Below are 24,199 nucleotides of genomic sequence, written 5' to 3'. Positions count from 1 at the left end.
CAACTATGCACATACAACCGCTGCTGGACGTTCGTGATCTGACGACGGTTTTCGATACACCGCGAGGGCAACTGCGCGCGGTCGACGGAGTGTCGCTGACCGTCGAACCTGGTCGAGCGCACGGCATCGTCGGGGAGTCCGGATCCGGAAAATCGGTTCTCGTTCGATCCATCATGAATCTGTTACCTCGGAATGCCTCGGTGGGGCACGGTTCGAAGGTGTACTTCGACGGCAGGGATATCAACACGATGTCCGCGGAGGAGAAGAAACACCTGTGGGGTCCTCGGATCGGCATGGTGTTACAGGATCCCATGACAGCGTTGAACCCAGTGCGCAAGATCGGTGCACAGATCGCGGACCCACAACGACACCATCTTCGCCTCAGCAAGAGTGCGGCGTGGCGAAATGCTGCCGACCTGCTTGCGCAGGTCGGCATCTCCGACCCTGGCCGACGACTCGAACAGTATCCGCACGAGCTGTCGGGCGGTATGCGGCAGCGGGTGATGATCGCGATCGCGATCGGATGCGAACCGGAGCTGCTCATCGCCGACGAGCCGACCACCGCGCTCGATGTCACGGTGCAACGCCAGATCCTCGAGTTACTCGGCACGCTCCGGCGGGAGCGGAACATGGGGATGGTCCTGATCACCCACGATCTCGGCGTCGTCGCCGAGCATGCCGACGACGTATCGGTCATGTACGCGGGCAAGATCGTCGAAGCGGCCGCAACGCGCACCCTGTTCCGCGATATGAGGCATCGCTACACCTCGGCACTGCTTCGCTCCACTCCGCGGGTCGACGCCGTCCCGCACTCGCGTCTGCACTCGATCAGCGGACGACCGCCGGATCTCGTCCAACTGCCCCTCGGATGTCGGTTCGCCCCCCGGTGCGACCACGCGGTGACGGAGTGCGAGCGGCCACCTGTGGACCGGCTGCTCGGCGCTTCGCACCGATACGCGTGTCACAACCCCGTCATGGGACTCACCGACCAGGAAGGAAGTCAGTCGTGATCGCTACCGCCACAGTCCGCGACCGTCAGGACGACGTCGTGCTGTCGGTCGAAGGACTCGAAGTCGAATTTCCCAACGGACGTGCCGGTGCCACGAGAGTTGTCGCCGGCGTAAGTTTCGATGTGTCTCGCGGTGAGACGCTCGGGATAGTCGGCGAGTCCGGGTGCGGCAAGTCGACGACAGCTCGCGCGATTCTGCAGCTGACTCCCCCCTCGGCGGGCTCGGTCCGGTTCGCCGGACAAGAGCTCACGACATTGTCGCACCGTGAAATGAGGGTCGTCCGGAGGAAACTTCAAGTTGTCCTGCAGGATCCGATCTCGACGCTGAACCCGCGGCGGAAGGTCCGCGATATCGTCGGAGAAGGCCTGTCGGTCTGGGACGTTCCGGACGCGGAAGCCCGTGTGCGGACTGCCATGGACGCGGTCGGGCTCGATGTCGATACCGTCGGAGATCGTCGGCCGAGCGAGTTCTCGGGCGGGCAGTGTCAGCGGATCAGCATCGCGCGCGCGGTGGTCATGGAACCGGAGCTCATCATCTGCGATGAGCCGGTATCGGCCCTCGACGTCTCTGTCCAGGCGCAGATCGTGAACCTTCTCGAGGATTTGAAATCCCGGTACGGTCTCACGTTGCTGTTCGTCTCGCACGATCTGAGTGTCGTCCGGGTGATCAGTGACCGCGTGATGGTCATGTACATGGGTAAGGTGTGCGAGATCGGACCCGTCGTCGACGTGTTCGACAATCCCCGGCATCCGTACACGAGAATGCTCCTGGATGCGCTGCCGGTGCCCGATCCCGACGCGGAGCGGAGGCAGGCGATTCCGATCGGTGAAGTTCCGTCGGTGCTGGCGCCGCCGTCAGGGTGCCGATTCCGTACTCGATGTTCCCGTGCGACAGCCCGCTGTGCGGAAAAGGAGCCAGCTATGACCGAAACAGCCGACGGTCACGCGGTGGCGTGTCACTTCCCGCTCGACTGATGAGCTCTTCTGCACCGCCGGACTCAGGGATCGCGGTCACCGTGCCACCTGTGGACATCGGCCGCCAACCGCGCGCGCTCGGGCTCGGATTCCAGGAATTCGGGGAGGTTGTGGCGCGGACCGTAGTGGGAGAGTCGCAGGGTCAGGCCACCGTCCACAGAAATCGACTGCCCGGTGATGTAAGCACTGGCATCCGACAGTAGAAACATCACTGCGGCGGCGACTTCGCCCACAGCGCCTCGGCGTCCCAGCGGGATCAGGTCACGCTCTGCGGAACCGTCGGAACTCGCTCCGGAGTGAGCCCGCGGACTGTCTATCAGGCCCCAGGAGACACAGTTCGCCCGTATCCGCAGCGGGCCGAGTTCGACCGCCATTGTCCTGGTCAAGGCCTCCAGGCCCGCACGAGCCGCTCCGTAAGGCGCGAACCACGGCATGGCGAAACGGGCATCGGCGACCGAGAGGTTGACGATGGCGCCCGGTTGTCCGGTCTCTGCTATGCGCCGTGCTGTGGCCTGTCCCGCCTGCATGGCACACGTGAGGTTGGTCCCGATGCTCTGCCGCCACTGTCCGGCAGTGACATCGAGAAAATGGGCGACTTCGCCGGCTCTCACTCCACCTACGACGTGGATGAAGCCGGAAGGCCGGACTTGCTTCAGCGCCGTGCGAAGCAACTCGATTCCCTCGTCCGTTGCCACGTCGGCGACAACCACGGTAATCGAGCCCGCGATGCGCGCGGCCACTTGCCGAGCAGCAGCGCCATCGCGGTCGACCAGCAGTACGTGGGCATCGTTGCGTGCGAGGAGGGAGACGCAAGCAGTTCCCACTCCGCCACCGGCACCACCTACTACGACGATTGTCCGGTCCGCGAGGTCGGCAAAATGGAGTTCGGGAACGTCCGGGATCGGGATTTGCTTCACAGCGGCATGACGCTTCCCCCGTTGACCCGGATCACTTGGCCCGTGACATAGGAGGCGCGTTCAGAGGCGAGGAACGTGATCACGGCGGCGACCTCGTGCGCCGATCCGGCCCTGCCGAGTGGAATATCTGCTGACCGGCGCTCGATGAGCTCGGCGTCGTGATCGGCGGTCATCCCTGTCCGGATGTATCCCGGCGAGATCGCGTTGACCCGGATTCCTGCCGGTCCCAGTTCCCGCGCGAGACTCCGTGTCAATTGCAGGATGCCGGCTTTGGGGATGCTGTACGCGGGGAGATCGCCGACAGCCGCGTCGACCGTACCCGAAGCGATGTTCACAATGCTGGACCCCGCCCGCATCACTCGTGCTGCCGCCTGGCAGCCGAACACCATACTGGTCAGGTTCAGGGCGAGACCTCGATGAAAATGGTCCTCTGACAGATCGGCGACCGGCCCACGCGCGGTCACCCCGCCCGCTACGTTCGCCAGTACGTCGATCCGGCCGTACCGGCGATGCACCGCATCGATACTTGCTCGGAACGCGGGAATATCGGTCACGTCGAGAGAGCGGGCCACAGCGTCGGAGCCGGCAACTCTCAGCGCCTCGGCGGTTTCCTCGGCGGTTTCCGTGTCGAGGTCGGTGCAGACCACGAGCGCACCGGCGGCCGCCAGGTCATGTGCAGCGGCCCTGCCGATTCCGCTGCCCGCGCCGGTGACGATCGCGAGCCGACCGGCCAATTCGGATCTCATGAGCTCCCTCTGTCACAACTCGATCGTGCAGCGACCGGGCTCTCTCCGCTCGCCGGTGGTATCCCGGTGCGCATCGGAGTCACTGTCGGTCACGCGGTCGGAGCGAGCGGGATACGTTGCCCCAGCTTTTCGTTCTTTGTGTGCAGGTACCCGACATTGTGCGGAGTGAGGTGGGCGCTCGTCCTGACCACTTCGACGATGGTGATGCCGTGCAATTCGAGTGCCGCGGCCTTGGCAGGGTTGTTCGTCAGGAGCCTGATCGAGGTCAGGCCGAGGTCGCGTAGTACCGAGGCGGCGACCGCGTAGTCTCGCGAGTCGATGGGAAGGCCCAGGGCGGCATTGGCCTCGACGGTGTCGTAACCGTGCTCTTGCAGCGCGTACGCGGCGAGTTTGGCCGCGAGCCCGATGCCTCGTCCCTCGTGCCCGCGCAGATACACCACCGCGCCGTCGCCGCTCGCCGCCACAGAGCGCAAAGACTCATCCAGCTGGGGCCCGCAGTCACAGCGCAGAGAGCCGAATACATCGCCGGTCAAGCATTCACTGTGGATTCTCACCAACGGTGTGGGACCCGGGCCATAGGGACGGTCGGCGACGAAAGCAATGTGCTCTGTTCCGTCGAGAGCCCCGTAGGCGTGTGCGACGAATGCTCCTACGCCGGTGGGTATGCGTGCCGACGAGAGTCGTCGGACAAGGGGCTCGGTAGTGGATCGGTGGGTGACGATCGCGTCGATGGTGACGATCGGCATGCCGTGCTGTCGTGCGAACCAGAACAGGGACCGGTTGGATGCCGGGTCTCCCCGGTCGTCGACGAGGACGGACAGCACCACCACCCCGGTGCCGCCTGTGAGTAGACACAAGTCGACGCCTGCCTCCGCGTGGCCTCGCCGTTCGAGAACGCCGCCCGGCCGTGCCAGGAGTGGCACGACGTGGCCTGGCCGCGAGAGGTCCTTGGGCGCGGTCGCCGGGTCCGCCAGTGCTCGTGCGGTGGTGGCACGGTCCGCCGCCGATATCCCGGTCGTAGTACCGCGCGCGACGTCGACCGAGACGCCGAACGTAACGCGGTGGTGATCACCATGGCGTTCCGCGACCATCAACGGAATGTCCAGGGCGATTGCCCGGTCTTCGGTCATCGCTACGCAGGCATAGCCGGAGGTGTGGCGGACCAGGAAGGACATCTGCTCGGTGGAAACGTGTTCCGCCGAGATCGCGAGGTAACCCTCGCCGGCCTGTGATTCGTCATCGACGATGACGGCGAACTCACCGCCTGCCAGGGCGGCCAGGGCATCGGACACCGAATCGAAATCGTCCGGTCCGAGATATGGAGTGCTCATGGTTCTCGACCAATCGCTCGGATGGGGTGGAGGAAGGGCTACGCGAATCTCTCGATGTCAGACGGCCTGCAGTCTGCTGTACCGGCCTCGATAGAACAGGAGGGGATCTCGGGTGTTCGCCCGGAGATGGCGGACTTCGGAAACGACGATGACGTGATCGCCTGCGGAGTGCTCCGTCTCGACGGTTGCGTCTATCCAGGCGAGTGCATTCGTGAGCACGGGCGCGCCCGATGGGGACGGCGTCCAGTCCAGGCCCGCAAACTTGTCGCCGCCTTTCACCGACATCTGCCGGCAGATGTGCTCCTGGTCTTCGGCGAGGATATTGATCACGAAGTTTCCGGCCCGCTTGATCGCAGGCCACGAACTACTCGTGTGTGCGACACAGAAAGCCACCAACGGAGGATCCAGGGAGACCGACGTGAAGGAATTCGCCGCCAGCCCGGCACCGTGGCCGGTGTCCGGGTCGATGGCGGTGATCGCGACGACACCGGTGGCGAAATGACCGAGCACCGAGCGCATCTCGCTCGGATCGATTGCAGTAGCAGGTTCGTGGTCGACCGGAAGGTCTGTCGTGGACATGGGGTGCCTCCGAAGCTCTGGGCGAATGGTGTTCAGATATGCTGCCCACGTTGGTCATCGATCGTCGGTGGTGTGCGTTGCTCCTGCACGGTCGAGGAGATCTCGACCCCGATGGTGATCGGTGTGATCGCATCGAGCGTCTGCTTGATCCGGCCTTGCCACATGCCGTTGTCGATGAGGCTTTCCCGGTTGAACGACACGACGACGGTCGCCGAGTCCAGGGTGCCCTGCCGGGATACCTGAAGCCGCCAGGTCGAGATCCCGTCGATGCCACGCAATGCTTTCGCGAGTTCGGAAAACGAGACCCACCTGCCGCGAATCAATACGAAATCACCGGTTGTATGGGTGGGTAGGTCGAGCTCTGAGCCACTCACCAGGAGACCGGTGCGGACTGCGATCTCATTGAGGGAGGTATGCCAGGGGTACCGCACGACGATCTCGTTGAGGTTCCCGCCGGCGCGAGTGGCCCGCGTGAGTTCGAGGGTTCCCGGGCGGGTCGCAATCAATACCGTGTCGTCTGGGCACTTGGCGGCAACCGGAATGCCGGTGAGGGGATCCGACAGCACATTGACGGCGCGGGCGCCGAATTCTCGGGCGAGGTGTCGCACTGCATCCGGATCGGCGATCTCACCGGTGAGAACGATAAGCCGCAGTTCGAGGTCCAGCGGGTCGACCAGGAACTCGAGGTGCAGCCGAGCCAGGAAATCCGCGATGCCGGTCGGTGTACCCACCAGAACGTTCGCTCGAAGGGCCTCGATGGTACGAAGGAGCCGCATTCGGCCACGAGGTCCCACACTTGCTGCGGCCTGGGCGATTCCGGCCGCGGCGTCGGCCAGGAACGACCCACCGAGATCACCGTCGTTGTTCAGCGAGACGACGACCCGATCGCTTGTGGTTATCCCCGCTTCGACCAGCGTCTCGGCGGTGAGCCTGCGCGCCTCCGCTCGGTCGCTCTCCGTCATCGGAAACGCGATGGACCCCGTCGGGTTCACCAGCAGCAATCCTTCGGCGGTCGCGGGGCGGATTCCCACGCCGGTGAGGTTGCTGCGGTCGACGAGTGTGTCGGTCGCCGGGGTTTTCGTGCCGGTCATCGGACCTCCATGACATCCGAGGCGAACAGTTTGATCGAGTTGAGGACGTGCTCGTTTTCCAGGCCACCGACCTGGAACTGCCCGACGAGGTCGGTGACCCCGGCTTCTTCCAGCCGCTGGACTGCTTTTCGGGACCCTTCGACATCGTCGATGACGATCATGAGGTTCTCGCGCAGTGTTTCGATGGCGACTTCCTGGGATTGTCCGGCCGCCAGAGCGCCGAGAACGCGATGGCTCGCGTGTCGTGCGTCGTAGTAGTCGGGCGGGGCTACGAGGTTGACCTGGCGGCGGATGTACCACATGACCGCATCGGCTGCGTTCGCGTAGGCTTCGTCGGTGCTCGGCGCGACGTGCCACGGAACCATCAGGCCGATCTTGCGGGTCTCGGGATCGAAACCGCAACGTTCGAGTTCCGCTTTGTACTTCGCGATGTCTTCGGCGACATCGTCGATCCCCTTCAGCATCGTCATTCCGAGCAGGTTGTACCCGCGGCGGGCGGCCTGGAGGTAGCCGTCGAGGCTGGTCGAGGCGACCCACACCGGGGGGTGCGGTTCCTGGACCGGTCGGGGATAGACGCCGACATCGGGGACGCTCCAGTATTCGTGTTCAGCACTGTAGGGCTCGCCGTCGGCTTCCCAGATTCCGAGCACGGTGTCGAGGTTGGCCTCCCACAGCGCGCGAGACTGCTCGAACGGGCGCTGGAACGCCTGATACTCCAGCGGTGAAGCACCGCGCCCTGTCCCGAACTCGATCCGGCCGCCCGAGATGATGTCCATAGTGGCCACCCGCTCGGCTGTACGGATCGGGTGTGAGAACGGGAGCAGAACGACCCCGAGGCCGAGTCGGATCTGCTGGGTGACCCGTGCCAAGGCGCTGAGAACGATATCCGGCGCGGAGGAGTGCGAGAACCCGCGAGTGAAATGGTGCTCGACCATCCACACCGTGTTGTACCCGAGTCCGTCGGCAAGCGTGACCTGTTCGATGAGGTTCTCGAACGCGCGTTGTTCTACTTCCTTCGTACGACCTCGCACCTCGAGTTCGTATCCGAGACCGGCACGCAGCTTTGCCATCCTGGGCTCCTGTCTGTTGCTCATGGGGTGCATGTCGTGTTTCGGCACCGTCGAAAACAGAATAGCCCAAGCGCTTGCTCAAATACTAGTCGAACGTTGAATCGGTTCGGCCGAAAGCCTCTAATATGCAGTTCAAAGCCGTGATCGGCCGGTCACGTCAGTCGGTCTGGAGGATCGCAGCACTGCCGTAACTGCCGCCGAAGCCTGTGCACAGCGCGGTCCGGGCGCCTGGAATCTGGTTGGCCGGGGCCGTCCCCCGGAGCTGGCGGACCGCCTCTATGACATTGTTGAGGCCGTGTATGTAGCCCTCGGACAGCAACCCGCCGTGCGGGTTCACCGGGAGTTCGCCGTCCGGGAGAGTTGCTCCGCTACGGAACAGCCCGCCGGCTGCGCCGCGACTGCAGAATCCCAGGTCCTCGATCTGCTGCAACACGATCGGTGAGTACGCGTCGTAAATCATCGCGACGTCGATATCAGACGGATCGAGTTCGGCGGTCGCCCAGAGCTTGTCGGCAATGAATTCGGTGAACAGCGCCGAGGGATCGTCGGCTTTGTCCATCGCCGAGGCACCCCGGCCGCCACCCCGGACAACCGCGGTGATTCTAGGGCTGGCGGGACGGATCGTGTCGGCGATCTCGACTCTGCTGACGACCAGAGCTGCTGCGCCGTCTGTTTCCTGGCAACAGTCGGCGCGGCGCAGTGGTGCGGCGATCAAGGGGCTCGCATCATAGGCATCGCGCGTCATACCCGTACGAACCAGCGCCCGCGGATTGTGCCGTGCGAGCTCGCGCGACTGGACGACTACGGCAGCGAGGTCGTCGGTGGTGGCCCCGGTGTCGGACATCCAGCGGCTGGCAGTCAGGGCGAAGAGATTGACCGGGCCGGCCATGCCGTACGGCATGGTGAACTGTTGCTCGCCGTCGTCGCTCATACGCAGGCCGGCCTGGCCCATGCGCTTACCGGATCGGCCGTTCAGCGCGCGGAAGATCAGCACGTTGTCCGCGGTTCCGGAGTGGATCAACATGGCGGCATCGCCGAGTATCGATGCGGATTGAGTGCCTCCACCGTAGAATTCGTTCGTCCAGATCGCGTCCGGCAGCCGCAAGAGCTGGGCGACATGGTTCACCGGCGCCGAGTCGTTCATGTGGTAGCAGAGGACCGCGTCGATATCACACCGGTCGAGCCCGGCGTCCCGGATTGCTGCGGCTCCTGCCTCCAGGGCCAGCTCCAGCGGTGACACTCCGGATTCGCGGGAGATCGCAGTCATTCCGATTCCGGTGATGGCGGTTCGTCCCGCAAACAGTTGGCGTGCCATGGCTCCACTCTTGCATAACAAGCGCTTGCTTGACATTATCTGGGCATGTGGAAGCGACTCGCTCCTACGCCGAGTCGACTGACCCGGCCGTACTGGGATGGCTGCAGTGTCGGCGAGTTGCGGATCCAGCGCTGCCGCCGTTGTTCGGTATATATCCATCACCCGGAGCCCTGCTGTGTTCGATGCGGTGCGCGCGATCTCGGATTCGAGGCCGTCAGCGGTCTCGGGGTCGTCGATGCGTTCACTGTCGTGAGTCGAAGCTTTGTTCCCGGCTACCAAGAGATCGTTCCCTATGTCATCGGCTGGATCGGCCTGGTCGAACAGCCGTCGCTGCGTGTGTTGTCCACGATCCCGGGTGACGCGGAGGTGCGGATCGGCGCTCCGGTGCGGGTGTCGTTCGAGCACGTGGCGGGCTTCGGTGCCGTGCCGGTGTTCCTGCTGACATGACGTGCCGATTTCTACACGGCTTGCCCAGAGGACGACTCCGGTCGGGGATGTGAGCTGCCGGTGGCCGGCGCGTCTGGGCGGCTGTCGGTCGCCCGGCTGGTGGCGCTCCGCTGTCCGACCGGCGATTTTTCCCCATTGACATGCACCTTACATGGCCTTAATTTATTTAACCAAGCAATAGCTCAAATAGGAGTCGTGTGGAAACCTTCGTCGCGCTCGCGTTCAGTGCCGCGGCTTACGGCGCCGTTCTGGCTCTCGCTGCGCTGGGCTTTCTGGTTCTTTTCAAAGCCACCGGTGTAGTCAATTTCGCGCACGGTGACCTGATAACCGCCGGCGGCTACATCGCACTGTGGTTTATCGGCGACCTGGGTTCGGCACCCGTTGTCGGCTACATACTGGCCGTGATCAGCATGGGACTCATCGGGATGGTGCTCGAGCGAGTGGCATATGCGCCGTTGCGCCGGCGCCCACATCTGACGGTCCTCATCGCAACGCTCGCCGCGGCGCTGGTGATCCGGGCCCTGATCTCGCTGTGGCAGGGGAGTACTCCGCAACGATTGCCCTCACCGGTCGACGGAACGGTGGTCACCGTGCTCGGCGCACCCATCGCCGGCCAGCGAATACTCGTCATCGCTGTCGCGCTCGTCTGTATCGCAGCAGTGATCGGTCTCTTCGGTTACAGCAGCTACGGTCGCCAGTTGCGAGCGTTGGCGAGCGACCGGGAGGCAGCGGAGCTGTACGGCATTCGCACCGGCCGGATCAGCCTGGCGGCATGGGCCCTGTCGACGGCACTGGCGGCCTTGGCGGGAATATTGGTTGCTCCATTGTCGAGCCTGGATCTGACGTTCGGATTCACGATCATGCTGGCCGCATTCGCGGCCGCGGTCCTGGGCGGATTCGGCAATCTCTGGGGCGTGTTGGTAGGCGCCTGCCTCATCGGTGTAATTCAGTATCTTATCGGAGGCTACGTGCTCCAGGACTATGCGGGAATACTTCCCTACGTCGTGATGCTCGCCATTCTCGCACTTCGCCCACAAGGGCTGCTGGGGCGAACGGCGGCGCGTCTATGACCGCCGTTCGCGGCGCGTTCGCGGCCGCGCGACTGTACAAGCGTGGTCAGTACGCCACACTGCTGCTCGTCGCCCTCCTCGTTGCCGCTGCGTCACAGATTGTCAGTGCGAGCAGCACCACGAACCTACTGAACTTGTGGTTGGTGTATTCGATTGCAGCGCTGGGGTTCTACTGGATATTCGCCTTGGGCGGCCGGTTCGCGTTCTCACAAACCTTCATGATGGCGCTCGGCGGTTACGCCACGGCGTATTTCGATCGCAACGGGGTCGGATTCGTCGCATGTGTAGTTCTCGCGGTTGTCGTGACTGCGATAGCGGCGCTCTTCGTCGGAATCGTGCTATGGCGCACGGAACATTTCTATTTCGCGCTGGGAACCCTGGCGGTCACCGAGATCGGTGTCGTACTGTTCGGAAAGACATCGTCCTTCACCGGGACCAACGGGAATATCACCGGTGTCGGCTACCCGGTTGTGTTCGGGCGCGAGCTGAACACCGACGGCACAGTCTTCTGGCTGCTGGCGGCCGTCCTCGGCAGTCTGCTGATCCTGACAATATGGGTGAGGCGCTCACCGGTAACGCGAGACCTCACCGCCGTTCGTGAGCTGCCGACAGTGTCGAAAACGCTCGGTATCCCGGTTGATTCACTACGTATGGCGACTTTCGTCACCGGTTCGGCCGTTGGCGGACTCTCGGGCGCCCTGATCACACACTGGCAGGGCTTCATCGGGGTCGACTCCTTCGGATTGAATCTGGGTATCGGGCTGTTTCTGATGGTGATCCTCGGCGGCCTAGCTTCGCACTGGGGGGCGCTTGTGGGAGCAGCCTTTTATGTCGCGGTACCCGAACTGCTGTCCGCTCTGCAGCAGTACATGTCCGTGTTGTACGGGGTGTTGCTGCTGGCTGTCATCCTGGCCTTCCCGAGTGGCCTCATCGGCGTGGCCGACGCGGTCGCGCGACGGCGGCAGGATCAGCGCCCGGGATCGGTGAAGCGATGAACGCGAACAATGCGGCGCTGGAAGTTCGCAATCTATCCGTTCGGTTCGGCGGTGTGACGGCGGTGAGCGATGTGAGCTTCGATATCGCGACAGGCGAGGTAGTGGGGCTGGTGGGCCCGAACGGCAGCGGTAAGACGACGGTGCTCAATGCGCTGACCGGTGTTGTTGCCGCCCGCGGAACGCTCTCTGCAGGAGGTCGGCGGGTCAAGCTCTTCCGCCCGTCGCACTCTCGTCGCGCCAGAATGATCCGGGTCTTTCAGTCGCCGAACCTGTGCACGGAGCTGAGCTGTGTCGAGAATGTGATGCTCGGTTCGGCCGATTCCGCAGGCCGGGACCTGGCGGCGGCGTGGGTGCGTCGGCCGACGATGTGGCGGCATGAGTCGGACCGCATGACCGACGCGCTGCGACAATTGCGACGCGTCGGCCTGTCCGGATCGGAGACCCGCACAGCAGGTGATCTCACCTACGGGGAGCAGCGTCTGCTGGAGCTGGCTCGCGCCCTCGCGGCGGCCCCGCGCACGCTGATGCTTGATGAGCCGAGCGCCGGCCTCAACGATGCGGAGACTCGTGACCTGCACGATCTACTGGTACAGATCAGGGGCGAGGGAACGACCCTGCTCGTCGTCGATCACAAAATCGATTTCATCGACTCGCTCTGCGACCGGGTTCTTGTTCTGGAGTCCGGCCGGCTGATCGCCCAGGGAACACCCGCCGAGGTCTGGTCGGACGATCGCGTCATGGACGCCTACCTGGGAGTGACACACGATGCTTGAAATCTCAGGGCTCGACGTCTGGTACTCGGCCACCCATGCGGTCCGCGACCTGAATCTCAGAATCGCAGCAAACGAAACCGTCTGCATGTTGGGGCCGAACGGGGCCGGTAAGTCGTCGGTCCTGCGAAGTATCTCGCGTCTTGTGCCCCACAACGGGACGATTACTTTCGACGGTGACAACATCGACGGTCGATCGGCGGTCGACCTCGGCCGCGCGGGTCTGATCCACGTGCCCGAAGGCCGGCACGTCTTTCCGACGTTGACAGTGCACGAGAATCTGCAAATCGGAGCACGTATACGGGGGAAGAGACCGCTGTTGTACAGCTACGACGATGTCTACGATCTGTTTCCGACGTTGGCGCGAATGCGGAGAAGAAACGGATTCGCGCTCTCCGGTGGGGAACAGCAGATGGTTGCGCTGGGTCGCGCCCTCGTAGCGTCACCTCGACTGCTACTTCTCGATGAACCGTCGCTCGGGCTGGCGCCCGCGGTGGTCGGGACCGTGTACCGGGCCCTCGCCGAAGTCGCCGGCCGGATGACTCTGCTGCTGGTCGAGCAGAACACAAACCATGCTCTTTCCCTGGCCACGCGCGGATACGTCCTCGTCGACGGCCGGATCGCGATGGAAGGCAAATCGGTCGACCTGGCCGACCGAGGCGCGATACTCGCCCGCTACCTGGGCCAGTCCGATGCCGGGACAGATCGAGTGGTGGCCGCGGTTGATACAGGCCCCGAGCCGACAGATGAGAAGAGTTCGTTATGACATCAGGTAGTTTCCGGCGGTTCGTGCGATCGAGTGCCATCGCATCGGCGGCGGCCGTGGGCGTGTTCGCCGCCGCGTGCTCAGGGTCTTCGACGCCGGAAAATTCCGGGCGGCCGATGATTGTGGGCCTGATCGAGATCAAAGGCGATTCGCCGAACGCATTGAACGACTACAACAACGGTGCGCAACTCGCCGTCGACGAGATCAATGCTGCAGGCGGCGTTCTCGGCCAGCCGCTGGACTATATCCGGATTCCCGCGTCGGTAACTGATCCGCAGGCGGCCCGCACGGCCTTCCTCAAGGCTGTCGACGAGGGGCCGAGTGCAATCATCGGGTTTCCCGGCGGTGGATCGCTGGAAGCACTCACCCGCGATGTCGATTCCGCCGGGGTTCCGATGATTCACATCAGTAGCGACGGTAAACTCGCCCGTGGTGCCGAATCGGGCAGTGAGTGGCTCTTCTCCGTGAATCCGGACGATACCGCGCGCGCGAAGAATGCCATCGACCTGGCTCGACAACTGGGCGCGAAGCGGGTCGGAATCGTCGCCACCGACGAGACCTTTGGCCGTGTATCCACAGAGAACTCGATCGACGCGATCGACGCGTCGGGTATGGAGTTGGGGCCGGTCCGCTATGTGCCGCCGTCGGTCACAGACCTCACCGGCACGATCCGCGAATTGCGTGATGCCGATGTCGTTCTGTCCTGGACCTTTCCGAATGTGCTGGCGTTGCAGCTGAACCAGATGCATCAGAGTGGCATCGAAACGCCAGTGATCTCCGGAAACTCGGGCCCTTTGGTGGTGTCGAGCAATTTGGTCGACGAGGCTGCGCGTCGGCCGCTGCATGCTGTCACACCATGTTCTCCGGCGGTTGGCGACAGCCCTGTCGGACGCACGTTCGCGACGAAATACCAGGCGAAGTACGGTGCGATGCCCACAGCCTCGGCAACCCAGGTGTATGATTCGGTCCGCTTGCTCGCGGCAGCGATGGAATCGGCTGGGACAGTGTCGGATCGGAGTGCCATCGCCGAAGCATTGCGCACGATGGAATGGAACGAAGGTGCCTGCGCCGCCGGTTACAAGTCGGACGGTGCGCAGTTCCTCGGCCACCAGATGGTCGCCGAGACATTTGCCGGTGCGGGAGCGATTGTCGCCCGTTACGAAGTGGCCTCGGTCGGGGAGCGATAGCGCACGCTGCGAGCCATGCGGATGTCGATAGGTCCATGACCTTCGCTGTGTGGCGGGTGTCGTCTCCGCCGTGCTTCCGACAGTGGCTGTCGTGGTCAACGGCTCGGCGTGAGCGGGTGGCTGTCGACGAAGCCTTTCAGCCTGGCATGTGTGACCGGGTCGAGTCGACGGCTGACCGGTGCGTCGAGCACACGGCGCAGCCGGGCCAGATAACCTGCCGGCGTCATTCCGAATTCGACGAGCACGTCGCCGGATGACGCACCTCCGTAGGGCAGCCAGCGACGCGCGAATTCGAGGATCAGTGCATCCTCGATGGCGGAGTCATTGATCATTGGGAAATCTCTCTTCTCGAACCGTTCGCGGCTTTCGTGCCCGGCAGTGGGCACAGTCCGCTACGGAGTGTTCACGGACGTACCGCGGCGGAAGCCCTGTCTCGCATGGCCGACTGCCGCCGTAATTCGCGGGAGGCCAATACCATGCGGTGAACTTCGTCGGCGCCGTCGATGAAGCGCATTGTTCGGGCTTGAGTCCACAGCATCGCCAAGGGATAGTCCTGGGTCATGCCGCCCGCGCCGTGGATTTGGATCGCTTTGTCGATCACCCACCCGACCGCATCCGGCGCGGCGACCTTGATCGACGAGATCTCGGTTCGCGCCTGCTGGGCTCCGACGGTATCGATCAGCCACGCCGCACGGAGCACGAAAAGACGTAACTGGTCGATCTTCACGCGAGATTCGGCAATCCAATGCTGGACCACGCCTTGGTCTGCCAGACGTTTTCCGAAGGCGTGCCGCTCGTCGGCCCGCCGGCACATGAGTTCGATCGCGCGTTCGGCCATTCCGATCATGCGCATACAGTGGTGGATCCGGCCCGGACCGAGCCGGGCCTGGGCCAGTGCCTGTCCGCGGCCGCGCTCACCCAGCAGGTTCTGCTTGGGTACGCGCACATCGTCGAATCGAATCTCGGCATGGCCCCCATGTGCACCGTGGGTGAACCCGAAGATCTCCAGACCTCGTTCGATGGTGACACCCGGTGTATCTCTCGGCACGAGGACCAGGCTGTGCCGGTTCCGTGGATCTTGCTCTGAGTCAGAGACTCCCATGACGATCATGAGTTTGCAGTCTCTGCTCATAGCGCCGGTCGACCACCACTTCCGGCCGTTGACGCGCCAATGATCACCCTCATCGATGATCATGGTGGCCAAGTTCGCGGGATCCGACGACGAGGTGTGCGGTTCGGTCATGCAATACGCGGATCGGATTTCGCCCTCGAGCAGCGGTGCAAGCCACTGCTGCTGTTGATCCTGGTGCCGAACAGGCTGAGTAGCTCCATATTTCCCGTATCCGGCGGGCTACAGTTGAATGCTTCGGGTGCGATCTCGGGGCTGCGCCCGGTCAGTTCGGCAATGGGTACATACTGGAGATTCGTCAGGTTTGCTCCTGCTGGGTGATGCGGGAGAAACAGATTCCACAGTCCCATAGCTTTTGCCTGCCGCTTCAGATCGGCCATGATGGCCGGCCGCTCCCATTGCACATCGCCCGCGGTGGGGTTGTCGTGGAAGTACTTCTCTGCGGGAATGACGAATTCATCGATGAACTGAGCTGCTCTCTCGGAGAGTTCTCGGGTAGTCGCGTCGACGGCGAAGTCCATGGGGGTCCTAATTGTGGATATTATTTGCTGTGTGCTGGTGAAATCTGAGAGAGCGCGGCAAGACCACGCTCGGCCAACGGCTGGACCATGGCGCCGATATCGGCAAATCCATCACCCACGGTTTTGCCACTGACATACCGGAAATGGATTCCTTCCAGGATGACGGCCAGCTTGTAGAAGGCGAAGGCCGAGTACCAATCCAGCGCGGTGGTGTCGAAGCCGGTAGCAGCTGTGTATCTGTCGCGGAGGGCCTCGAACGGCGGGTATCCCTGGTGCGCGGCGGGAGTACCGGCGATCGGGTTGTCGATGCCCTGCCAGCCGGACCAGAACAGATGAACCAGCCCGAGGTCGGTGAGCGGGTCACCCAGGGTGGACATCTCCCAGTCGATGACCGCAGCGATGGCGGTCGTATCACTCAACTGTGTGATCATATTGTCGAATCGGAAGTCCCCGTGGACTATGGTCGTCGCCGACTGTTGTGGAATTTGTTCTCCCAGCTTGCTGCCGAGCTGCTCGAGAATCGCGATCTCGCGCGACTTCGACGCCTCGAGCTGCGTGGCCCACCGGCGCACCTGCCGTTCGAGGAAACCCGTGGGATGCCCGAATTCCTGTAAACCGAGCGATAGGTGGTCACGAGTATGCAAGGCAGCGAGGCAATCGATATACGCGTACGAGAATTGCTCGCGACGGTCGATGTCGACCGTCTCGAAGTCGGCATCAGTGCGAAGCACCGCGCCATCGACTTTATCCATGATGTAGTAGCTGCCGCCGGCATGCGCGGCGTCGCTGTCCGCGAGCACGATCCTCGGTACCGGCACTGGCCCGCCCGCCAAAGCGCGCTGAATGGTGACTTCGCGGTCCATATCGTGCGCGGTGCGCAGGCGATGACCGATCGGCGGGCGGCGCAGAATCCAACTCCGTGTCGGACTCACCAGTTCGAATATCAGGTTCGATCGTCCACCGGCGATGAGCTCGGCGGCGAGGTCTTCCGATGTGCCCAGCTCCCCGAGGCGTTCCAGCTGGGCGCGGACAAGGGATAGGTCGAACGGGGCGGCGGATTGTGCGGTGCTGTCGAGCAGGTCCATACTGTCCTCGAATAGGAGCTGGGTCGGGCTGATCATCGTGTGGCGATGACGCCGGTGCCTTCGGGCAGGTCGTTGCGCACGAGGATTTTGACGTGATCTGTGCTGGTGCCGTCACTGGGCCGCAGGGCGGCGAAGACGTCGCTTATCGCATCGAGGCTTGCATAGCCGGTCACCATCAGTGCCGGGTCGAAGCGCCGGTGGATGATGTGATCGAAAGTCCGCTCGAATGCCTGATATGTCGGCTCGTTGCGACCGGGTCCGCCCACGAACTCGAGCGTCACGTTTCGGAGAATCCCGGTGACGGGGCGAATGACCTCCGGGCGCATAGCCGAGCCGACAACCGTAATTCGCGAGAACTTCGGCGCCGAGGCGATGAGTTGCCCGATCATTCCGTGCGCACCGGACGCTTCGAAGATGAACGACTCCTGTGTGGAATATTTCTGCAGTGTCGTCAACGGATCGGTATCCGCCGGGTCGAGGGCGATATCGGCACCGTACGCGAGCGCGAGCTCGCGACGTGTGGCGGAGGGGTCGGAGGCGATGATCGGGTGGATACGGCGCACGGCCAGTTCGATCACCGCCCCCAGCCCGACCGGGCCGCATCCGATGACGACCGCCGCTGCTTCCGGCGGCACTCCGGAGCGCATCACCGCGTTGACGCCCGTAGCGAGTGGTTCGGTCACGGCTGCTGTGATGGGATCTACGTCGGCGGGGATCTTCAGGTGACCACCGGCCTGTAGCACCGATTTCTGGGCAAGACCGCCTGGTGAGGACTCGGTGTAGCCCACTGTGTGGGTGATCCCGTCGGCGGTGACGATCCACGGAAGCGCGACTATGAGTTCTCCGGCCTGGTATCCGGTCACCCCTGACCCCACCTCGAGGATACGAGCGGTGAATTCGTGGCCGAGGACGACATCTCGGAGCGGATCGAAGAGTTCGCCGGGAGCGTCCGCTTCGATATGCGCGGCGAGGAAGTCGTCGGTGTGGTGCCGGGCGGAGAGATCGCTGCCGCAGATGCCTGCAGCAAGCGGCGCGACGAGTAGCTGTCCTGCCTGAACAGTCGGTTCGGCAATGTCGGTGTGCACAATGTCGCCCCGGCGCAGCACGGCTGCTTTCATCACGTGACCTTTCGCATGGGGTGGTTAAACATCAGTCCTGTGTGGGCCAGTTTTCGAGATGTGCTTGGACTTCCAGGAGCGCGCGCAACGCCTGTGCGCCATCGAAAGCCCTGTGGTCGAAGGTGAGCCCGATACGAGCGAGGGGCCGGAATGCCAGGAGGTCGGTCGTGCCGTCGGCACTCTTCCTGGCAACGGGAGTGCGTATGATCGCGGGCAGCCCGAGTGAAGCAACCTGTGGCTTGGTGAGGATCGGTGTCGAGACCACCCCGCCGATGCTGCCCGAATTGCTGATCGTGATGGTGCCGCCGGCCAGATCCTCCGGTTTGCTGGTACCGGCCGTGACGGCATCACTCACACCGGCTATCGCGTCGGAGAGACCTTCAAGAGTCAGGTTCTGGGCATTCCGGATGACCGGTACGACAAGGCCGTCGGGCGTATCGACAGCGATGCCAAGATTGACGGTCTGCCAGCGGATGAGATGTGTTTCGGTGAACGTCGCGTTGATAACCGGATGCAGCGCAACGGCACGGCAGAGGGCGACAGCGACGAACGGCAGGAAACTGAGTTTGCCGCGGCCCGAAGCGAGCCGTTGCCGGTTGATCTTCGCGCGGGCGACCGAAACCGCGGTGAAATCGATATCGACCTGTGCGGTGAGCTGCGGTGCCGTGTTCCACGATTCAGTGAGGTTCTTGGCGATCGCCTTCCGCAGCCGAGTGTGCTCGTCCGCGGTGTAGTCGACATCCGCGTACCCGGCAGGGATCAAGGGTTCCGACCGTTCCCCTGTGAGCAGCGAGCGGCCGGTGGTTGCGCCGGCATTGTCCAGGCGGGCGGTCCCGATCGCCGTTCGTCGTGCGCCAGGAGGCGGATAGTTGACGTGCGGGAACCAAGAAGCGGCCAGGACAAGCGAATCGGTAGGTGGCTCGGATACCCGCCCGGCCGCTACGGCGTCCGCAACGCCGTCCGATACCGGTGACGGTGTTGCCGACGGTAGGACGGCGGGAGCGGCGGGACTGGATGTGGTTGCGGATTCGGCGTCTGTTCCGCAGCCGTTGTCGATAGCTTGCGCAACCTGCGCGGGATCGCTACCTATCGGGGCGAACCGGGCGATCATCTCGCCCACCGGTACCTCTTGATCGACAGCCGCCACATACTCGATGAGGATCCCCGCGGCCGGAGATTCGACCTCGGTATCGACCTTGTCAGTGGACACTTCGCAGAGGGGGTCGCCTTCGGCCACTGCTTCTCCCGGCTTCACCAGCCATTCGGTGAGTAGCGCGAATTCGACAGAGCCCATATGCGGCATGCGGATATCGGTTAACTCGAGCATCGGAGTCCTTGTTGTATGGGCGGTCAGTCGCGGACCAGGTGTCGGGCTGTCTCGACAATGTCGGAGACACTCGGAAAGCAGTGGTCCTCGAGGAACCTGCTCGCGGGAATCGGCGCGTCGACCGATCCGAGGCGAGCTATGGGAGCGTGGAGCCAGTAGAAGCACTGTTCCTGGATCAGGGCGGCGATCTCGGCTCCGGGCCCGGCAGTGCGGGGCGCTTCGTGCACGATCATGGCCCGTCCGGTTTTCATCACCGACCGAATGATCGCTTCCCGGTCGAGGGGGACAAGCGTCTGCAGGTCGACGATGTCGAGCGCGATACCCTCGGACTCGAGTGCGGTCGCTGCTTCGAGTGCCCGCGCCACCATGCATCCGTAGCTGATCACGCTGACGGTCGAGCCTTCGCGAGCGACCGCGGCGGTGCCGAGAGGCAATACACAATCGGGATCGGTCGAGACCTCGCCACGCTTGAAATTGAGCTGCTTGCTCGGGTAGTACAGGACGGGGTTAGGGTCGCGGATGGCCGCCTTCAGTAGTGCTTTCGCATTGGCGGGGTTGGATGGCACCACTGCTTTCAGCCCGGGAAAGTGCATGGGCAGCATCTCCATGGAGCCCGAGTGCTCGGGCCCTGCGCCACCGCTGGGGCCGATGGGCATGATGATGACGGCGGGTAGCTCGAACTGACCACCGTGCATGTGCCGCCACTTGCCCAATTTCTGGAAGATCTCATCACCGGCAATGAGGCTGAAATCGGCGAAGCCGAGCTGGACGATAGGTCGCATCCCGGTCATGGCAGCGCCCGCGGCGGCCCCGACCATGAAGGCCTCGGTAATACCGGTATTTCGAATTCGGGACAGGCCGAATTCCTCTACGAGGCCGCGCGTTCCACCGAAGAATCCGCCAGAGGCGATGTCCTGGCCCATGAGGAACACGGAAGGGTCGCGCCGCATTTCTTCGGCGATGGCGGCGCCTTGGGCTGCTTCGTAGCTCAGTACTGTCGTATCCCCCTGCGGGGTGGTGATGGTCATGCAAACACGTCCTTCAGGATCACGGCGGGAGAGGGGAGCGGTGCGGCCTCGGCTGCCAGCAGCGCCTCGGCGACCTCGGCCCTTGCGGCGGCGACAATTCGCTCCGCGGTGGCGCTGTCGACCCGCTTACGCATGACTTCCAAGGGGTCGGTGTATCCCGACAGGAAATCGGCTGGGCGATACTTCTGCGCATCTCCTTCCCAATGACCGCCGACGCGGGTGACAACGGCTTCGACCAAGGAGGGGCCCTGCCCGGCGCGAGCCCGGTCGATCGCCGCCTTCACCGCGTGGTACACCGCGACAGCGTCGTGCCCGTCCACCCGGACTCCGGGGATCCCGTAGGCGGAAGCTCGTTCGGCGATGGTCTTGGTAGGACTCACCGATTCGAACGTGGTCGATACGGAGATCCCGTTGTTCTCGCAGAAGTACACCAAGGGGAGGCGCCAACGCGCAGCTTCCAACAGGCTTTCGTGGAATGTGCCGCGTGCAGCGGTTCCGTCGCCGAAGTCGGCGAGCGCTACCTGCCCGGTGCCGCGCATCTGCGCTGACAGGGCAGCACCTGCCGCCACCGGGTAGACAGAGCCCAGAGTGGCTCCCTCACCCATGATTCCCAATGTCGGGTCGGCCCAGTGGGGGACTCCGGCGCCTTTCCCTCCGGTGGACCCGGTGGCTTTCCCGAGAAGGTCACCGATGATCGGTTCCAGGGCCATACCTTTCGCCAGCGGCCATGTGGCGCCACGGCCCTGGTAGAAGAGGTAGTCGTCCGGTTCCATGGCTGCCACCGCGCCGGCAACCGCGCCCTCCTGGCCTTTGCCGGGATGCCAGAAACCAGCGAACCCGTGATCACGGATGTGAATCGCGACCGCGTCCTCCAGGGCGCGTGCCCGTGCGATGACGGTGAACATATCCAGCAGTAGTTCTTCGCTCACCGAGATGGCGGGCGAGCTGTCGGCACGATGCGCGTTGTGCGGCGATGCCACCGTGGCCTCCTTCGCGTCGTTTGTGGATTGCAGCTTGGTTCTGCTGCGGTGCCTGGTCTGTGTGGCCGGAAACGACCTCTTGTGTCGGCAGTCACAAGCCACCATAAGTGGATCAAGTGATCCAATCAAGTGCTCCAAATATTTGAGTCTCTTCTGTACTGCGCGAGGAAATCCAAAAATAGAGTCTGAACTGCAACGATGGGTAACTGTGGATCAGGCGATATAATCATCCGGCCCATCGATCGAAAGGCGAGATTGTGGCGCGATCCAGTCCGCGCAACGGTGCAGCCACCAAGCGGGCCCTGGTTGCTGCGGCTATGAAGCTGTTTGCTGCGGAGGGGGTCGAGAAGGTTTCCATCCGCGCGATCAACGCCGAGGCGGGCCTGGGTGCGGCATCGGCGCACTATCACTTCGGGTCCAAGGACGCCATCCTCAACGCGGTCCTGATCGACGCCGGTGCGGGGGTGCTGGCGCATATCCATACGTTGGCCGACGCGATGGTCGACTCCGGTGTCGTGCCGAACGCCAATGGGATCGTGAACCTTCTCGCCGTTCCGTACCGCAAGTTTCTCGGTGACGAACCGGACAAGGCGGTTCGCTGGCTGAATATCTGCGGTCAACTGAGCCTGGCGAACGACCCGCGCCTGTTCCCGGTGGAAGACGACACTGCCCACCTCCTGCGGCTACTTCTGGAGCGTGCGTACCCGGAGGTGGGGGATGAGGCTCTCGATCTGAACTGGTCGCTGACGGTGAATACTTTGATCGTGATGGCTGCTCGGTGGTCTGATGCCAGTGTGGGTCGATCCCGCGCGCTGTCCGAGGAGAAGTTCGATGTCCTTGTCGATTTCGTGGCCGGTGGTCTCGAGGCCTTGATGCGGGGATCTGGCCGGTAGTCCCCTTCTTCCGTCCTGGGCCGATCCTGTGCGGAGGTGCCCGTTCGGGTGCGATTCGTCGCGTCATCCTCTCTCGATTGTGATCCTGAGTCGTCTACGCGGAAATTAGTGGATCACTTGACAGAATCACTTGATCCAATTTAATGTGCCTCGCATCACAGATGGAGAGGCGTCCCGCGCGGCAGATCGCATTGCAGACCGCCACTATCGCGTCAGCGTCTCCCATTCCTCAGAGAATCCAGGAAGCACGATGACTGCTACACCCCGCGACGGTGCCCCGTACTCGGCACTGGACGACGACAGCACCGTCACCCCGGAAGAAGTCGGGCGAAGGTCGACAGCCGGATGGATCGGTGTGCTCGTCATCCTGGTTCTGCTGTCGGAGGAGGTTGCTTACGCTTTCAACCTGGTGACTCCGGCTTTGCCGAGCATGGCGGCGACGTTCGAGACCACACACATCGCCTGGGTATCAACACTGTTCATGCTCACGGGCGCTATCAGTGCGCCGCTTGTCGGCAAGCTCGCCGATCGTGACGGCAAGAAGAAATGGTTGCTCATCACCACAGGCTGTATGGCTGTGGGATCGCTGATCGTGGCGGTCGCGCCCACCTTCGCGATAGTGCTGTTCGGACGTGCCGTGGAGGGTTTCGGTCTTGCGATCGTCCCGATCGTCTACTCGCTGATGCGGGATATCTTCCCGAAGAAGCTGTTGGCTGTGGCCGTAAGCCTGGCGACGGCGGGTATCGGGGTCACCACGATCACCGGCCCTGTCTTCGCCGGGTTGCTCATCGACAACTTCGGCTATCGGGGTGTTTTCTTCGCACTTGCTATCTTTCCGCTGCTTGTCGGTGCCTTGGTGCTGTTCGGTGTGCCCGAGTCGCCTGTCCGTGTCCGGACACCCATCGACTGGACGGGCGGGCTGCTGCTGGGGCTGACGGTCGGCGTACTTCTGTTCGGTATAGGCGAGGGCGGCACCTGGGGTTGGACCTCAGGGAAAACCCTGCTGTGCGCTGTGCTGGCACTCGTCCTGTTCGCTGTCTGGACGCAGCACGCGAGACGATCTGATCACCCTCTGATCGATCTATCCGTCCTGCGCGGCCGGCCGGTTCTCACAACCATGGTCACGCAGTTCACGTCACAAGCCGTCATAGCACTGCAGTTCGTGCTGTTGTCGTTCATCGTGCAAACACCCGCAGCCCTCGGCGTCACCTATGGGCTGGGTGAAACCGCCGGCTTCATGGCACGAATCACCACTCCGGCCGGCGTCGCATCCGTGCTGATGGGATTTCTGGTCGGCTACATCGCCGAGCGTCGCGGCGCGCGACTGCCCAACTGCCTCGGGTTCGTCCTGGCCGCTGTGGGTTCACTGTTCTTGGCATTCTCGCATGCGGATTTCGGCCCGATCCTCGTGGGATATCTGATCTACGCTTTCGGTGGAGGGTTGGTCAGCGCGGCGATTCCCAACCTCGTCATCGCTGCGACGCCGGTGAAATTCCAAGCCGTCACGGCAAGCACCGTCAACGTGGTCGGGTCGCTCGGTAGCGCCATCGCCGTTCAAGCGGCATTCGCGATCCTCGCGCTGAATGTTGTGACGGTGGTCGACAGTTCTCCTGTCTACGCCGGGGGTGGATTCACCGTTGTATACATCTTGACGGGGGCGCTCGCACTTGTCGGACTCGCCGCCTCGTTGCTGATGCCACACGGCCGTCGGCCCCAATCGGCGGAGGCGCTTACTCAGTCATGATTGCCACCTCTCACTACGATGTCGTCGTTCTCGGTGCTGGTCCCGGCGGTTACGTCGCCGCGATCCGCGCCGCTCAACTCGGCCTGCGAACAGCGATCGTCGAGCA

24 protein-coding genes and 2 pseudogenes are annotated in these 24,199 nt (G+C 63.3%); 12 read left to right on the top strand and 14 right to left on the bottom strand.

Features of this window, described 5'->3' with window-relative positions:
• The first annotated feature begins 5 nt into the window (after positions 1-5).
• Positions 6-1,010: an ABC transporter ATP-binding protein gene (locus ACWEWT_RS24190; protein WP_452562184.1), complete on the top strand. Its 1,005-nt coding sequence runs from the start codon at positions 6-8 to the stop codon at positions 1,008-1,010.
• Positions 959-1,984, top strand: a complete 1,026-nt coding sequence (locus ACWEWT_RS24185; RefSeq protein ID WP_452562183.1) for an ABC transporter ATP-binding protein — start codon at positions 959-961, stop codon at positions 1,982-1,984. Before ACWEWT_RS24190 ends, ACWEWT_RS24185 begins: the two co-directional genes overlap by 52 nt.
• A gap of 23 nt (positions 1,985-2,007) precedes the next feature.
• On the opposite strand, the gene ACWEWT_RS24180 is transcribed toward ACWEWT_RS24185, so the two are convergent.
• From ACWEWT_RS24180 to ACWEWT_RS24150, 7 genes are all read right to left on the bottom strand, one after another.
• A complete protein-coding gene (locus tag ACWEWT_RS24180; protein ID WP_452562181.1) occupies positions 2,008-2,901 on the bottom strand; it encodes an SDR family NAD(P)-dependent oxidoreductase in 894 nt (297 codons plus the stop codon).
• Complete coding sequence (locus ACWEWT_RS24175; protein ID WP_452562179.1) at positions 2,898-3,647, bottom strand: SDR family NAD(P)-dependent oxidoreductase; 750 nt, start codon at positions 3,645-3,647, stop codon at positions 2,898-2,900. Before ACWEWT_RS24175 ends, ACWEWT_RS24180 begins: the two co-directional genes overlap by 4 nt.
• 89 nt (positions 3,648-3,736) lie before the next feature.
• Positions 3,737-4,978: a 3,4-dihydroxy-2-butanone-4-phosphate synthase gene (gene ribB / locus ACWEWT_RS24170; RefSeq protein WP_452562178.1), complete on the bottom strand. Its 1,242-nt coding sequence runs from the start codon at positions 4,976-4,978 to the stop codon at positions 3,737-3,739.
• 57 nt (positions 4,979-5,035) lie between these two features.
• Positions 5,036-5,497: a flavin reductase family protein gene (locus ACWEWT_RS24165; RefSeq protein WP_452562176.1), complete on the bottom strand. Its 462-nt coding sequence runs from the start codon at positions 5,495-5,497 to the stop codon at positions 5,036-5,038.
• A gap of 92 nt (positions 5,498-5,589) precedes the next feature.
• Entirely contained in the window at positions 5,590-6,648 is a 1,059-nt protein-coding gene (locus ACWEWT_RS24160; RefSeq protein ID WP_452562174.1) for a hypothetical protein, read from the bottom strand.
• Positions 6,645-7,718 carry an LLM class flavin-dependent oxidoreductase gene (locus tag ACWEWT_RS24155; RefSeq protein WP_452562172.1) on the bottom strand — a complete coding sequence of 358 codons (1,074 nt, stop codon included), beginning with the start codon at positions 7,716-7,718 and terminating at the stop codon, positions 6,645-6,647. The genes ACWEWT_RS24160 and ACWEWT_RS24155 overlap by 4 nt, the downstream gene beginning before the upstream one ends.
• Before the next feature lie 157 nt (positions 7,719-7,875).
• Complete coding sequence (locus tag ACWEWT_RS24150; protein ID WP_452562285.1) at positions 7,876-8,277, bottom strand: thiolase C-terminal domain-containing protein; 402 nt, start codon at positions 8,275-8,277, stop codon at positions 7,876-7,878.
• A gap of 801 nt (positions 8,278-9,078) precedes the next feature.
• Between ACWEWT_RS24150 and ACWEWT_RS24145 the strand changes: the two are divergent.
• The 7 genes and pseudogenes from ACWEWT_RS24145 to ACWEWT_RS24115 form a co-directional block, all read left to right on the top strand.
• Positions 9,079-9,183, top strand: a pseudogene (locus tag ACWEWT_RS24145) (Zn-ribbon domain-containing OB-fold protein); the annotation flags it as partial.
• Between the two features lie 99 nt (positions 9,184-9,282).
• Entirely contained in the window at positions 9,283-9,480 is a 198-nt protein-coding gene (locus ACWEWT_RS24140; RefSeq protein WP_452562283.1) for an OB-fold domain-containing protein, read from the top strand.
• Positions 9,481-9,677: 197 nt separating this feature from the next.
• Positions 9,678-10,550 carry a branched-chain amino acid ABC transporter permease gene (locus ACWEWT_RS24135; RefSeq protein ID WP_452562170.1) on the top strand — a complete coding sequence of 291 codons (873 nt, stop codon included), beginning with the start codon at positions 9,678-9,680 and terminating at the stop codon, positions 10,548-10,550.
• Positions 10,547-11,545, top strand: a complete 999-nt coding sequence (locus tag ACWEWT_RS24130; RefSeq protein WP_452562169.1) for a branched-chain amino acid ABC transporter permease — start codon at positions 10,547-10,549, stop codon at positions 11,543-11,545. Before ACWEWT_RS24135 ends, ACWEWT_RS24130 begins: the two co-directional genes overlap by 4 nt.
• Positions 11,542-12,318 carry an ABC transporter ATP-binding protein gene (locus ACWEWT_RS24125; protein WP_452562167.1) on the top strand — a complete coding sequence of 259 codons (777 nt, stop codon included), beginning with the start codon at positions 11,542-11,544 and terminating at the stop codon, positions 12,316-12,318. The genes ACWEWT_RS24130 and ACWEWT_RS24125 overlap by 4 nt, the downstream gene beginning before the upstream one ends.
• Complete coding sequence (locus tag ACWEWT_RS24120; RefSeq protein WP_452562165.1) at positions 12,311-13,081, top strand: ABC transporter ATP-binding protein; 771 nt, start codon at positions 12,311-12,313, stop codon at positions 13,079-13,081. Before ACWEWT_RS24125 ends, ACWEWT_RS24120 begins: the two co-directional genes overlap by 8 nt.
• Positions 13,078-14,268 (top strand): ABC transporter substrate-binding protein, encoded by a 1,191-nt coding sequence (locus ACWEWT_RS24115; RefSeq protein ID WP_452562163.1) that lies wholly within the window; start codon positions 13,078-13,080, stop codon positions 14,266-14,268. The genes ACWEWT_RS24120 and ACWEWT_RS24115 overlap by 4 nt, the downstream gene beginning before the upstream one ends.
• A gap of 95 nt (positions 14,269-14,363) precedes the next feature.
• Here the strand turns inward: ACWEWT_RS24115 and ACWEWT_RS24110 are convergent, their stop codons facing one another.
• The 7 genes and pseudogenes from ACWEWT_RS24110 to ACWEWT_RS24080 all read right to left on the bottom strand — a co-directional run bounded on the left by ACWEWT_RS24110 (position 14,364) and on the right by ACWEWT_RS24080 (position 21,456).
• A complete protein-coding gene (locus ACWEWT_RS24110) occupies positions 14,364-14,600 on the bottom strand; it encodes a DUF3263 domain-containing protein (RefSeq protein ID WP_452562161.1) in 237 nt (78 codons plus the stop codon).
• A 71-nt stretch (positions 14,601-14,671) separates the two neighbouring features.
• Positions 14,672-15,918, bottom strand: a pseudogene (locus tag ACWEWT_RS24105) (acyl-CoA dehydrogenase family protein).
• Positions 15,919-15,938: 20 nt separating this feature from the next.
• Positions 15,939-17,003 (bottom strand): phosphotransferase family protein, encoded by a 1,065-nt coding sequence (locus tag ACWEWT_RS24100; protein WP_452562159.1) that lies wholly within the window; start codon positions 17,001-17,003, stop codon positions 15,939-15,941.
• 32 nt (positions 17,004-17,035) lie between these two features.
• Positions 17,036-18,121: an alcohol dehydrogenase catalytic domain-containing protein gene (locus tag ACWEWT_RS24095; RefSeq protein ID WP_452562157.1), complete on the bottom strand. Its 1,086-nt coding sequence runs from the start codon at positions 18,119-18,121 to the stop codon at positions 17,036-17,038.
• Between the two features lie 31 nt (positions 18,122-18,152).
• Positions 18,153-19,448 (bottom strand): dihydrolipoamide acetyltransferase family protein, encoded by a 1,296-nt coding sequence (locus ACWEWT_RS24090; RefSeq protein ID WP_452562156.1) that lies wholly within the window; start codon positions 19,446-19,448, stop codon positions 18,153-18,155.
• A 23-nt stretch (positions 19,449-19,471) separates the two neighbouring features.
• Positions 19,472-20,476 carry an alpha-ketoacid dehydrogenase subunit beta gene (locus tag ACWEWT_RS24085; RefSeq protein WP_452562155.1) on the bottom strand — a complete coding sequence of 335 codons (1,005 nt, stop codon included), beginning with the start codon at positions 20,474-20,476 and terminating at the stop codon, positions 19,472-19,474.
• Positions 20,473-21,456 carry a thiamine pyrophosphate-dependent dehydrogenase E1 component subunit alpha gene (locus tag ACWEWT_RS24080; protein WP_452562153.1) on the bottom strand — a complete coding sequence of 328 codons (984 nt, stop codon included), beginning with the start codon at positions 21,454-21,456 and terminating at the stop codon, positions 20,473-20,475. Before ACWEWT_RS24080 ends, ACWEWT_RS24085 begins: the two co-directional genes overlap by 4 nt.
• A gap of 257 nt (positions 21,457-21,713) precedes the next feature.
• On the opposite strand from ACWEWT_RS24080, the gene ACWEWT_RS24075 reads away from it, so the two are divergent.
• The 3 genes from ACWEWT_RS24075 to ACWEWT_RS24065 form a co-directional block, all read left to right on the top strand.
• Positions 21,714-22,349 (top strand): TetR family transcriptional regulator, encoded by a 636-nt coding sequence (locus ACWEWT_RS24075; protein ID WP_452562151.1) that lies wholly within the window; start codon positions 21,714-21,716, stop codon positions 22,347-22,349.
• 250 nt (positions 22,350-22,599) lie between these two features.
• Complete coding sequence (locus ACWEWT_RS24070; protein WP_452562149.1) at positions 22,600-24,093, top strand: MFS transporter; 1,494 nt, start codon at positions 22,600-22,602, stop codon at positions 24,091-24,093.
• Positions 24,090-24,199: FAD-dependent oxidoreductase (locus ACWEWT_RS24065; RefSeq protein ID WP_452562282.1), on the top strand; the 110-nt coding region annotated here is incomplete at its 3' end. The genes ACWEWT_RS24070 and ACWEWT_RS24065, both read left to right, overlap by 4 nt.

The sequence above is a fragment of the Nocardia sp. NPDC003963 genome (assembly GCF_053605105.1).
Note: the sequence above shows the minus strand (reverse complement) of the source record. Positions and strands in the feature narration are given on the sequence as shown.

Excerpts from the sequence above, each read along its gene's own strand:
- ACWEWT_RS24110 (WP_452562161.1), bottom strand. The coding sequence starts at position 14,600 with ATGATCAATGACTCCGCCATCGAGGATGCACTGATCCTCGAATTCGCG.
- ACWEWT_RS24120 (WP_452562165.1), top strand. The coding sequence starts at position 12,311 with ATGCTTGAAATCTCAGGGCTCGACGTCTGGTACTCGGCCACCCATGCG.
- ACWEWT_RS24155 (WP_452562172.1), bottom strand. The coding sequence starts at position 7,718 with ATGGCAAAGCTGCGTGCCGGTCTCGGATACGAACTCGAGGTGCGAGGT.
- ribB (WP_452562178.1), bottom strand. The coding sequence starts at position 4,978 with ATGAGCACTCCATATCTCGGACCGGACGATTTCGATTCGGTGTCCGAT.
- ACWEWT_RS24085 (WP_452562155.1), bottom strand. The coding sequence starts at position 20,476 with ATGACCATCACCACCCCGCAGGGGGATACGACAGTACTGAGCTACGAA.
- ACWEWT_RS24090 (WP_452562156.1), bottom strand. The coding sequence starts at position 19,448 with ATGCTCGAGTTAACCGATATCCGCATGCCGCATATGGGCTCTGTCGAA.
- ACWEWT_RS24175 (WP_452562179.1), bottom strand. The coding sequence starts at position 3,647 with ATGAGATCCGAATTGGCCGGTCGGCTCGCGATCGTCACCGGCGCGGGC.
- ACWEWT_RS24150 (WP_452562285.1), bottom strand. The coding sequence starts at position 8,277 with ATGGACAAAGCCGACGATCCCTCGGCGCTGTTCACCGAATTCATTGCC.
- ACWEWT_RS24070 (WP_452562149.1), top strand. The coding sequence starts at position 22,600 with ATGACTGCTACACCCCGCGACGGTGCCCCGTACTCGGCACTGGACGAC.
- ACWEWT_RS24095 (WP_452562157.1), bottom strand. The coding sequence starts at position 18,121 with ATGAAAGCAGCCGTGCTGCGCCGGGGCGACATTGTGCACACCGACATT.
- ACWEWT_RS24115 (WP_452562163.1), top strand. The coding sequence starts at position 13,078 with ATGACATCAGGTAGTTTCCGGCGGTTCGTGCGATCGAGTGCCATCGCA.
- ACWEWT_RS24160 (WP_452562174.1), bottom strand. The coding sequence starts at position 6,648 with ATGACCGGCACGAAAACCCCGGCGACCGACACACTCGTCGACCGCAGC.
- ACWEWT_RS24125 (WP_452562167.1), top strand. The coding sequence starts at position 11,542 with ATGAACGCGAACAATGCGGCGCTGGAAGTTCGCAATCTATCCGTTCGG.
- ACWEWT_RS24100 (WP_452562159.1), bottom strand. The coding sequence starts at position 17,003 with ATGGACCTGCTCGACAGCACCGCACAATCCGCCGCCCCGTTCGACCTA.
- ACWEWT_RS24165 (WP_452562176.1), bottom strand. The coding sequence starts at position 5,497 with ATGCGCTCGGTGCTCGGTCATTTCGCCACCGGTGTCGTCGCGATCACC.
- ACWEWT_RS24190 (WP_452562184.1), top strand. The coding sequence starts at position 6 with ATGCACATACAACCGCTGCTGGACGTTCGTGATCTGACGACGGTTTTC.
- ACWEWT_RS24130 (WP_452562169.1), top strand. The coding sequence starts at position 10,547 with ATGACCGCCGTTCGCGGCGCGTTCGCGGCCGCGCGACTGTACAAGCGT.